Below are 9889 nucleotides of genomic sequence, written 5' to 3'. Positions count from 1 at the left end.
TTTCTGCGGATACCATATATGCGATTACTTCCAGCACTGGATCAACATCGGCAAGGCAGCCGATCCGGAAAAACTACCCAAGATATTCATGGTGAACTGGTTCCGCAAAGACAAGGACGGCAACTGGCTATGGCCCGGCTTTGGCGAGAACAGCCGCGTACTCAAGTGGATAATCGAGAGAATATCTGGCGAGGGCAAAGCGGTTGAAACGCCCATCGGTTACATGCCAACGCCTGACGCCATCGATACAACCGGGCTTGACATAAGCAGCAGTGCAATGCAGGAGCTTCTGAAGGTGGACCGCGATGAGTGGCTGCAGGAAGTAGCCTCCATCCGCGAATATTACAAATCCTTCGGCGATAAGCTGCCCAAAGAACTGGCTTACCAGTTAGATGCTCTTGAAAAAAGGCTGCGTGAATATAACGGCTAAACAAAGGATGGCGTAAATATCAAAACAAAGGGAGGATATTTAATAGTATCCTCCCTTTTTATTACATCCTCTCTTTTTAGTATGTGCAAATTTGCTTTTGACCTTGCTTTAAGGTTTTTCTTTATCCAAGGCTCGCATCCATCGGAGTGATTATAGGCGATAGTTCGCAACCTAAATCGGTACATGTACAAAAATGTTCGATATTTTCCATAGCATTAGCATAATCCCCATTTTAAGCTCCTTGTCTACTTCTTCCATTCTAGACCAACAATCACAAAATCAGCTATAACCGCACTGATCTCCCAATAAAGAATATATAATCCTCCATGGCAATATCCATTACAGCAATTCATCTGCATTTGGCATTAACTGCTCGCCCTTTTGCTCAAGCTCCCCACCGGGTTTTGGAGGCCTTGGACCAAAAAATTGATAATAATACACCTTTATCCTGCCGTTATACAATTTTCTCTTGCGATCAGCCTTTCGTCCAAAAAGGCGTTCAAAGCCTTCGTAGGGCGACAGCACATACAGCGACCAGGTATCGAGGGGTTTAAAGAGCTTGCCCATTTGCCTGTACAGCTCCTCGGCTTCTTTTCTATCACCCAGCCTCTCTCCATAAGGGGGATTTGTGATAATGCACCCATACTTTCTCTTGGTGCTGAACCTTTCGAAAGGCTGAGTATGAAAATCTATATAGCCATCAACGCCTGCCAATTTTGCGTTGTGGCGCGCAATCTTTAAAACTTTCCCATCGATATCATATCCCAGCAGCCTAAAATGCACATCACGCCGTATGGCATCCAGCGCTTCTTCCCTCGCCCGTTTCCAGACACTAGAAGGGATCCATGGCCAATTTTCGGAATCAAAAGTCCTGTTAAGACCAGGTGTCATATTGAGGCCTATCATAGCAGCTTCAAACAAGATGGTACCCGAACCGCAAAAGGGGTCCACCAATAGTCTGTCAGCATTCCAAAAACTCAATTGAACCAGCGCAGCCGCTAGCGTCTCCCTAAGCGGCGCCTTACTAGCCAGCTGGCGATAACCCCGCTTGTGAAGGCCGGAGCCGCTGGTATCTATAGCCAACGTAGCCACATCTTTGAGGAGCGACACTTCTATGACAAATCTGGGACCATCTTCCTCAAACCAGCTTTTCCGGTATTTCATTTTAAGCCGCTCTACAATGGCCTTTTTCACTATGGCCTGACAATCAGATACGCTATACAGCTTGGACTTCACCGACTTGCCTATGACGGGAAAGCAGGCATTTGGAGGCAGCACTTCTTCCCAGGGCAAAGCCTTGGTCCTCTCAAACAGTTCTTCAAAAGTTAGGGCCGGAAACTCCCCCATCTTTATGAAAACCCTATCGGCTGACCGCAGCCACAGGTTGGCGCGGCTAATGCCCACTGCATCTGCCGTAAAGGTAACCTTACCATTGTCCACCCTGACGTTTTGATAGCCCAGGGCTCTTACCTCCTGGCCTACAACAGCCTCTACTCCAAACGCAGCCGTTGCAATGACCTCAAATGTATCCATGCGCCATTCTCTCCTAAATCTTACTGCTGAGTATATTTTTATAAAAGATCAACCATTGATATTTTGTTTTCACCTCTAATTATCTCTTCAAGTTTCTACCTTCTCCGGCTTCCATCTCAGCACGGGGTTTCGTGCTGCCCTAGCCTCATCAAGGCGCCTTACCGGCGTATTGTGCGGAGCTGCCTTCACCTTTTCAGGATGTTCTTTAACTTCCCTTGCAATTTCAATTAAGGCATCCGCAAAGGCGTCCAGAGTCTCCTTGCTTTCAGTTTCGGTAGGCTCGATCATCAACGCTTCTTTCACTATAAGGGGAAAGTACATGGTAGGCGGATGGAAGCCAAAATCCATGAGCCGCTTGGCTATATCCAGGGCCGATACGCCCTTTTCCTTTTGCTTTTGGGCCGATATGACAAACTCATGCATACACCTGCGGTTATAGGGTATCTGATAGTGCTCCTTGAGCCGTTCCATGAGGTAATTGGCATTAAGCACAGCGCACTCAGAAACCTCCTTAAGCCCCTCAGCCCCCATGGACATGATGTAGGCATAAGCTTTTAGTATTACGCCAAAATTCCCGTAAAACGACTTCACTCTCCCTATAGAAAGAGGCCTATCATATTCTAAACGATAAATGCCGTCTTGAAACTCCACTACCGGCACAGGCAGAAATGGTTCCAGCTCTTTCTTTACCCCCACCGGCCCTGCACCAGGCCCGCCCCCACCGTGGGGAGTGCTGAATGTCTTATGCAGATTTAGATGCACCACGTCAAATCCCATATCGCCCGGCCGAACTATACCAACTATGGCATTCATGTTGGCACCATCGTAGTACAGCAGCCCGCCGGCTTTGTGGACTATATCGGCTATTTCAAGTATGTGCTCTTCAAACAAGCCTAAAGTATTTGGATTGGTCAGCATAAGCCCTGCTGTGGTATCGTCCACCACTGCTTTGAGCTGCTCCAAATCCACTTCTCCCCTGTCGTTTGATTTTACCTCCACCACGTCAAACCCCACCATGGCAGCCGAAGCGGGATTGGTACCGTGAGCCGAATCGGGCACGATAATCTTGTTTCGTTTAGCATCTCCCCGATGCTGGTGATAGGCCTTTATGATCATGAGGCCGGTCAGCTCGCCGTGCGCTCCTGCAGCCGGTTGAAACGAAAACCTATCCATGCCGGTGATCTCCGACAAAAGCCTGTCCATCCTGTACAGTATCTCCAAGCAACCCTGAACAGCCTCATCGGGTTGAAGGGGGTGTACCTGGGTAAATCCCGGCAAAGAGGCCACATCTTCATTGACCTTGGGGTTGTATTTCATGGTACAAGACCCCAAGGGATAAAAGCCCGAATCCACCCCATAATTGAGCCGCGAAAGGCGAGTAAAATGCCTGATAACGTCGACTTCACTTACCTCAGGCAGCATAGCATCCTCTTCCCTCAAGCACTCCCTGGGGACCATCTCTTCCAGTGCCCGCTGCGGTACATCGCAATGGGGCAGGGAATAGGCCTTGCGTCCCGGCTTGCTTATCTCAAATATCAATGGCCTTTCCTTCACGCTGGCTCACCTCCCTAACCAACGCGTCGATTTCTTCTCGAGTCCTTTTCTCGGTCACAGCCACCAGCCAACCGCCTTGAAGTTCCGGATAATCTCTCTCCACAGCATAACCGCCAATGATGCCGCAGGAAAGCAGCGCCCTATTTAATTCCTCCACAGGAGTGGAGACTTTCACCAGAAACTCATCAAAAAACGGCGTTGAAAATACAGGGCTGCACCCCGCATCCGAAATGAGCCTCTCAAAAGCGTAATGCGCCTTTCTCATGGATAGCAAGGCCACTTCCTTTAAGCCTTCCTTTCCCAGCACAGATAGATAGACGGTAGCTGCCAGGGCATTTAAGGCTTCATTGGAGCAGATGTTAGATGTTGCCTTCTCCCTTCTTATGTGCTGTTCCCTGGTCTGGAGGGTGAGCACAAAACCTCTATTACCTTCCAAATCCACAGTTTGCCCCACAATCCTGCCCGGCATCCTGCGCATTAGCTTCTGGGTTGTGGCCATAAAGCCAAGGTAAGGGCCGCCAAAATTGAGCGGGTTGCCAAGTGGCTGTCCTTCTCCCACCACAATATCCGCACCACAATGCCCTGGAGGCTTGAGCACAGCCAGTGAAATGGGATTTGCGCTTACAACCAGCAGTCCTCCATAATGATGGACCACTTCGGCCATTTCATCCAGAAGCTCTATCACCCCAAAAAAGTTGGGATTTTGCACCACAACCGCTGCTACATCGCCATCCATATGCCTTTTAAGCTCCTCCATGTCCACCCTGCCATCGGCATAGCCTATCTCCTGCACCTTTATGCCCCTAAACCTGCTATAGGTACCAATGACCTCCTTGCTCTGCGGATGAACGGACCTGGCAACCAATACCTTTTCCCTGCTGGTGGCCTGGCAGGCCATGCACACCGCCTCTGCCAATGCTGAGGCACCATCATACATGGAGGCATTTGCCACATCCATTGCCGTCAACTCACACACCATGGTCTGGTACTCGAAAATGGCCTGAAGGGTTCCCTGGCTTATCTCGGGCTGATAGGGGGTATAGGAAGTATAAAATTCCTGGCGGGCCAGCACGTGCCTCACCACGCTGGGAATATAGCGGTCATAAGCCCCTGCACCAAGAAAACACACATACTGATCCACCGTCTTGTTTTTAGCTGCTATATCCCTCATGTGGTTCACCAGTTCCATCTCAGATAGAGGTACAGGTAGAGCAAGACTATTTTTCAGCTGCACTTCGCATGGGATATCTTCATACAACTGTTCAATGCTATGTAACCCCAACTTTTCAAGCATATCCTGCCGATCTTGGGCAGTGTTGGGAATATATCTTCCCATTCCTACTCCTCCTCTTCTTCACAAAACCGCTCATAACTTTGGGCATCCATCAGTGCATCCAGCTCGCCCGGATCTGACATTTCCAGCACCAAAATCCAGTTTTCATAAGGGTCTTGATTTATGAGCTCGGGAGAAGCCTCGAGAACAGCGTTGACCTCTACCACCGTACCCGAAACCGGCGAATATACATCCGACGCGGCTTTTACCGATTCCACTACCGCTACGGCCTCTCCTGCCTTAACGTTGCGCCCTACCTCAGGCAGATCGACAAACACTATATCGCCCAGTGAATCCTGAGCATAGTCAGTAATTCCGATTACGGCCCTGTTGCCCTCCACCCTTACCCATTCGTGTTCTTTGGAATACTTCAAATTTTCTATAACCTTCACTTTCATCAAACCTCCTAAAAATTTTTATATAATGATAGCCGCAAAAGCCCAGCTATGGCTTCCCGTATATCAAATAGCGGATATTTTAGATAATTCCCATCTATACTTTAACATTTAATGCATCCCCGAGCAACTTTTATTTTTTATATTGTTTGGCATAAAAAGGAATTTTAACCACTTCAGCCTTTAAAGCCTTGCTCCTCACAAGCACATCTACATGGAAGCCCTCCGCTGCATATGAGACATCGACTAGGGCCAAAGCGATATTCTTTTTCAGGGTTGGGGAAAAGCTGCCCGAGGTGATATAACCCACGCGCCTGCCCTCTACCTGAACCTCATAGCCCTGCCGCGGAATTCCTTTATCAATCATCTCCAGGCCCACCAGCTTCCGCGAAATGCCGTCCTCTTTTTGCTTGACTAAGGCCTCACGCCCTATAAAGTCGGCTTTGTCAAGCTTCACAAATCTATCCAGCCCGGCTTCCAATGGCGAAATATCGGGTGAAAGCTCATGCCCATAGAGCGGAAGAGCGGCTTCCAGCCGCAGCGTATCCCTCGCCCCCAACCCTGCAGGCATTATTTGGTACTGGGCACCCACCTCCATAATGGCATCCCACACCTTCAAGGCTCTGTTGGCCGGTAAGTATATCTCAAACCCATCCTCACCGGTGTATCCCGTCCGCGAAAGGAGAGCTGATACGCCGGCGATACTTACGCCATCTGCAAACCTGAAAAACTTAACACTATCCAGCGGGATATCCACAATTCTCTGTAGAATCTCCTGAGATTTTGGCCCTTGAAGTGCCAGCTGCGCATACTGCTCGGACATGTCCTCAACCTCCACGTCATGCGGCCTCTGGCTCTCTATCCACTGGAGGTCCTTTTGTATGTTAGCAGCATTGACCACCAGCAAATATCGCTCGGAGTCAAATTTATATACTAAAAGGTCATCCACTGTACCGCCGTCGGGATAGCACATAGGCGAATACAGGACCCGATATTCACGCATACCCGATATATCGTTGGTTATGAGCTGTTGAAGAAATTCCGTAGCACCCCTCCCCCTTATCATGATCTCCCCCATGTGGGACACGTCAAATAAGCCCGCCCGCTGGCGAACCGCTTCATGCTCCTGCAAGATCCCCACATACTGAAGCGGCATCATCCAACCACCAAACTCGATCATCCTGGCTCCCAAAGACACGTGTTTTTCATAAAGCGGCGTCTTTTTCAATTTCAACATACCTCCCCTACCTCATATAATTACACTTTGCAAAAAGCCTAACCTTTCATAGCAGCATGTTCATAAACTAAGCCTTAAACCCCATAACCTCAAAACTATCATGGAAGGGTTGAACATAACCTGCTCAGGCTCTCATTATTACTTCAATTACTTCAAAATGCCGATCACCAACCATCATATAAGCTTGACACAGACCCCACCGCTATACCATTTCCCACAAGCGCTCTAGATTATACGAGACACCAGCCATACCACAAACAAAAAGATGAGGATTATATACATCCATGGACAAATCTTCTCAAAAAGGCGTTTATAAAAGTGCGATACGGTAAAGGGATGATATGCTTGCGATATGTACTCCAATGCTCTCATGTATTCCCTGTTTTCAGGTGCCATTGCAGCAGCTTGTTGAATGCTATTATAAGCTTCGGCATACCGCCCCTTTTCCCACAATATTATACCCTTTAAATAGTACCATTGGGCCGCCTTCAGTGGCAAGGCAGACAGCGCCACTTCAGCCTCTTCAATTCTGCTCTGCAGTATAAGGCGGGATATATCCTGATATATGCCCCCCTCTGCGTCATACGCCCACAATTTCTTACGATTATTGCCAAATTTACTCTTATCACCTTTCGCTATATCATTTAAAATTGGAGCTAATAGGTCTAGTGGCTGACTTCCATTAAAAAACTTACTCTTTAGCATTATATCCAAACGGTCTTGATTTAAATTGTGCCCCTCAACAGAATTGGAAGCCGTCGGCGTTTCCCTTCGAACGTTTATTCCTTTAGAGGGCGGGAATTTCCACCATGACGGTTCCGGTACTTTAACAATTTTCATCCCTATACCCTCGCAATCTGGTTAAATTCATCCTCATCTCATATGTCCTTTTTTCTTCCTCACAAGCCCTTTTTTACCTCACTACGGTAAAGATTATATACCATAAATACAAAAATTAAAACGGCTATATGTATTTTATATGGGGTATTGACATGGGCTTCTGCACCATGTATCTTAAGTTTCGTAAACCTCAATTGTCTAAATAGAAACCATAGAGCCACCAACAGAAGTGACAGCTATGGAGATTATGGGGAAGGTGGAAAGGTTGCAAGTCAAGTGGTTAAAAGGTACCGATAACCTCACAGATGCCTATAAGATACGCTTTAAGGTATTCGTCGAAGAGCAAAATGTACCTGCCGACATTGAGATAGATGACATCGATGGCATAGCTCATCACCTTGTGGTATACCAGGATGGCATTCCAGTGGGAACGGGCAGGGTATTTGAGCAGGGCGGCCGGTATTATCTGGGTCGGATCGCCGTTCTGAAGGAGTACAGAAAGCAACACATAGGCTCCCTCATAGTCAAGCTGCTGCTCCAAAAAGCCTTTGAATGGGGCGCAGAGGAAGTGCACATCCACGCCCAGACCTCTGCACTGGAATTTTACAAAAAATTAGGGTTCATCCCTTATGGCGAACCCTATGATGAAGCCGGAATTGGGCATATCAGCATGGTGGCTTATAGAAAAAAATAACAGTTTAAACAACACCAGAAAGGAACTAAAAACTCTCGTATTTATAAAATCACTGTGCTAACTGATTCTCGTAATACCCGCAATGAAACAACTTTCTCTCCTACTTTAAGGTTAAGCATCGAATCATAGGTGTCAGTATTAGCAACCACCACTACAGCAGTCCCATCTGGATTCTCAAACGCAACCACATCAAAATTTGGTGGAACATCGAGTTTCCTTACAATTATTCCATACTTTTCCTTAAAAAGTGTTGCATTTAATATTGCAATTTAGATATATATACAAGATACAAAACATCTCTACTCCTTTCACGTCACCCCTCTTCCGCCAACCTCTTTGCCAGCTTGACCGCACTGTTGGCATCTTCGGCGTATCCATCGGCCCCTATTTCATCGGCAAACTGCCGGGTGACCGCCGCTCCACCCACCATGAACTTGCACTTGAGCCCTTCCTTCCTGGCCAGTTCTATCACTTCTTTCATATAAACCATGGTTGTGGTCATGAGGGCTGACAGCCCAATGATCTGAGCGCCGGTTTCCTTGGCCTTCTCGATTATGGTCTCAGCGCTTACATCTTTACCAAGGTCAATGACTTCAAATCCATGATTCCTGAGCATGAGCGCCACTATGTTCTTCCCTATGTCATGTATATCACCCTTGACAGTGGCCAGTATCACCTTTGTCTTTTTTGCCTTTGTAGAAGCACCGGCAGCCTCTTCCTGGAGCAGGGGTTCAATGTGCTCAAAGGCCTTTTTCATAGCCTCAGCGCTCATAAGCAACTGTGGAAGGAAGTACTCTTTCCTCTCAAACAGCTCACCTACATGGGTTATGGCGGGTATAAGATATTCATCCATCAGGATCCGCGGAGATATGTCGCGGGCCAAAGCATCCTCTACTATGGACACAATGCCGTGATGGTCGCCCTTAACCACGGCATCAAAAACCTGTTGCGCGGCTTTTTCCTTCTCTGCAGCTTCGTTCAGCGTGCCCTTGACAACATCATCCCTACCGGCAGCCCTACTTTCTGTCTCTTTCAATATACCCCCCAATACACCCTCAGTAGTGTGGGCAGCGCTACCATCAACACCTTGTTTAACAGTTTTTTGGCCATCTCGGCCGCCTTCATCAGCACCTCCAGCAGCGCCGTCCTGATGCTGCGACCTACCCTTCTCGGCGTTATACTCCACTGATCTCGGCCTGTCATCTCGCACCTTTATCCGACTATCGCCTCGTTCCCTGACGGCCTGTGTGAAATACTTTATATATTTCTGGCTGTACACGTCTCTACCCAGCAGCACTTCAGAGGCCATTTTAACGTTCATCACCGGCTGGTTCAAGGGATTGACTATAGCCATGGTAAGCCCCTTGCCCATCGCCATGGCCAGAAAAGCCGCATTCAGCCATCCCCTTTCGGGCAGCCCAAAGGACACATTGGATAGGCCCACTATCGTATTGCATCCAAATCTGTTGCTGCACCAGTCTATTAAACTCAAGGTCTCAACTGCCTGCCCCTGGTTGGATGAAACCGCCATCACCAGCCCGTCAACCACTATGTCTTCCTTTTGATACCCTAGCAGTGCAGCACGTTCAAATACTTCTTCTACTACCTTTTGCCTCTCACGAGCCGTCAATGGCACGCCTTCATCGGTAAGCGGCAGGAGTATGAACATGGCGCCGTATTTGGCTGCAACGGGCAATAGCTTCTCTATCTTGTCCTTTTCAAGGGATATGGAATTGACAAGGGCCCTACCTGGATAGATTCTGAGCCCCCTCTCCAGCGCTTCAATATTGGAAGAATCCAGGCACAGCGGCGCATCTACCGCTGTAACCAAGGTATCTATGACTTCCACCATCTCACTTGCATCATCAATGCC

Annotated in this window: 10 protein-coding genes; 2 read left to right on the top strand and 8 right to left on the bottom strand. The window is 48.1% G+C overall.

Annotated elements, in window-relative coordinates; all coding sequences use genetic code 11:
• On the top strand, positions 1-430 hold a 430-nt coding region (locus tag FWJ59_RS05605), incomplete at its 5' end, for a phosphoenolpyruvate carboxykinase domain-containing protein (RefSeq protein ID WP_414480996.1).
• 339 nt (positions 431-769) lie between these two features.
• Here FWJ59_RS05605 and FWJ59_RS05600 read toward each other — a convergent pair.
• From FWJ59_RS05600 to FWJ59_RS05575, 6 genes are all read right to left on the bottom strand, one after another.
• Positions 770-1963: a THUMP domain-containing class I SAM-dependent RNA methyltransferase gene (locus FWJ59_RS05600; RefSeq protein WP_414480995.1), complete on the bottom strand. Its 1194-nt coding sequence runs from the start codon at positions 1961-1963 to the stop codon at positions 770-772.
• Positions 1964-2050: 87 nt separating this feature from the next.
• Positions 2051-3517 carry an aminomethyl-transferring glycine dehydrogenase subunit GcvPB gene (gcvPB, locus tag FWJ59_RS05595; protein WP_414480994.1) on the bottom strand — a complete coding sequence of 489 codons (1467 nt, stop codon included), beginning with the start codon at positions 3515-3517 and terminating at the stop codon, positions 2051-2053.
• Positions 3492-4853 (bottom strand): aminomethyl-transferring glycine dehydrogenase subunit GcvPA, encoded by a 1362-nt coding sequence (gene gcvPA / locus FWJ59_RS05590; RefSeq protein WP_414480993.1) that lies wholly within the window; start codon positions 4851-4853, stop codon positions 3492-3494. Before gcvPA ends, gcvPB begins: the two co-directional genes overlap by 26 nt.
• Before the next feature lie 2 nt (positions 4854-4855).
• Entirely contained in the window at positions 4856-5242 is a 387-nt protein-coding gene (gene gcvH / locus FWJ59_RS05585) for a glycine cleavage system protein GcvH (protein ID WP_414480992.1), read from the bottom strand.
• 136 nt (positions 5243-5378) lie between these two features.
• Positions 5379-6482, bottom strand: a complete 1104-nt coding sequence (gene gcvT / locus FWJ59_RS05580; RefSeq protein ID WP_414480991.1) for a glycine cleavage system aminomethyltransferase GcvT — start codon at positions 6480-6482, stop codon at positions 5379-5381.
• Between the two features lie 225 nt (positions 6483-6707).
• Positions 6708-7322 carry a hypothetical protein gene (locus tag FWJ59_RS05575; protein ID WP_414480990.1) on the bottom strand — a complete coding sequence of 205 codons (615 nt, stop codon included), beginning with the start codon at positions 7320-7322 and terminating at the stop codon, positions 6708-6710.
• A 256-nt stretch (positions 7323-7578) separates the two neighbouring features.
• Between FWJ59_RS05575 and FWJ59_RS05570 the strand changes: the two genes are divergently transcribed.
• Positions 7579-8016 carry a GNAT family N-acetyltransferase gene (locus tag FWJ59_RS05570; RefSeq protein WP_414480989.1) on the top strand — a complete coding sequence of 146 codons (438 nt, stop codon included), beginning with the start codon at positions 7579-7581 and terminating at the stop codon, positions 8014-8016.
• Positions 8017-8057: 41 nt separating this feature from the next.
• Here FWJ59_RS05570 and FWJ59_RS05565 read toward each other — a convergent pair whose 3' ends face one another.
• Together FWJ59_RS05565 and FWJ59_RS05560 are read right to left on the bottom strand one after the other, a co-directional pair.
• Positions 8058-8204, bottom strand: coding sequence for a glycoside hydrolase family 30 beta sandwich domain-containing protein (locus FWJ59_RS05565; protein ID WP_169729765.1), 147 nt, complete (start codon positions 8202-8204; stop codon positions 8058-8060).
• A 125-nt stretch (positions 8205-8329) separates the two neighbouring features.
• Positions 8330-9889, bottom strand: a 1560-nt coding sequence (locus tag FWJ59_RS05560) for a cobalamin-dependent protein (protein WP_414480988.1), incomplete at its 5' end; no start/stop codon positions are given.

Origin of the sequence: Caldicoprobacter sp. (assembly GCF_047459465.1) — a bacterium.
In the GTDB taxonomy this organism is placed as follows: Bacteria; Bacillota; Clostridia; order Caldicoprobacterales; family Caldicoprobacteraceae; genus Caldicoprobacter.
The sequence above is the reverse complement of the archived record's forward strand: the minus strand, read 5'-3'. Positions and strand labels throughout refer to the sequence as shown.

Excerpts from the sequence above, each read along its gene's own strand:
- gcvT (WP_414480991.1), bottom strand. The coding sequence starts at position 6,482 with ATGTTGAAATTGAAAAAGACGCCGCTTTATGAAAAACACGTGTCTTTG.
- gcvPA (WP_414480993.1), bottom strand. The coding sequence starts at position 4,853 with ATGGGAAGATATATTCCCAACACTGCCCAAGATCGGCAGGATATGCTT.
- FWJ59_RS05600 (WP_414480995.1), bottom strand. The coding sequence starts at position 1,963 with ATGGATACATTTGAGGTCATTGCAACGGCTGCGTTTGGAGTAGAGGCT.
- FWJ59_RS05575 (WP_414480990.1), bottom strand. The coding sequence starts at position 7,322 with ATGAAAATTGTTAAAGTACCGGAACCGTCATGGTGGAAATTCCCGCCC.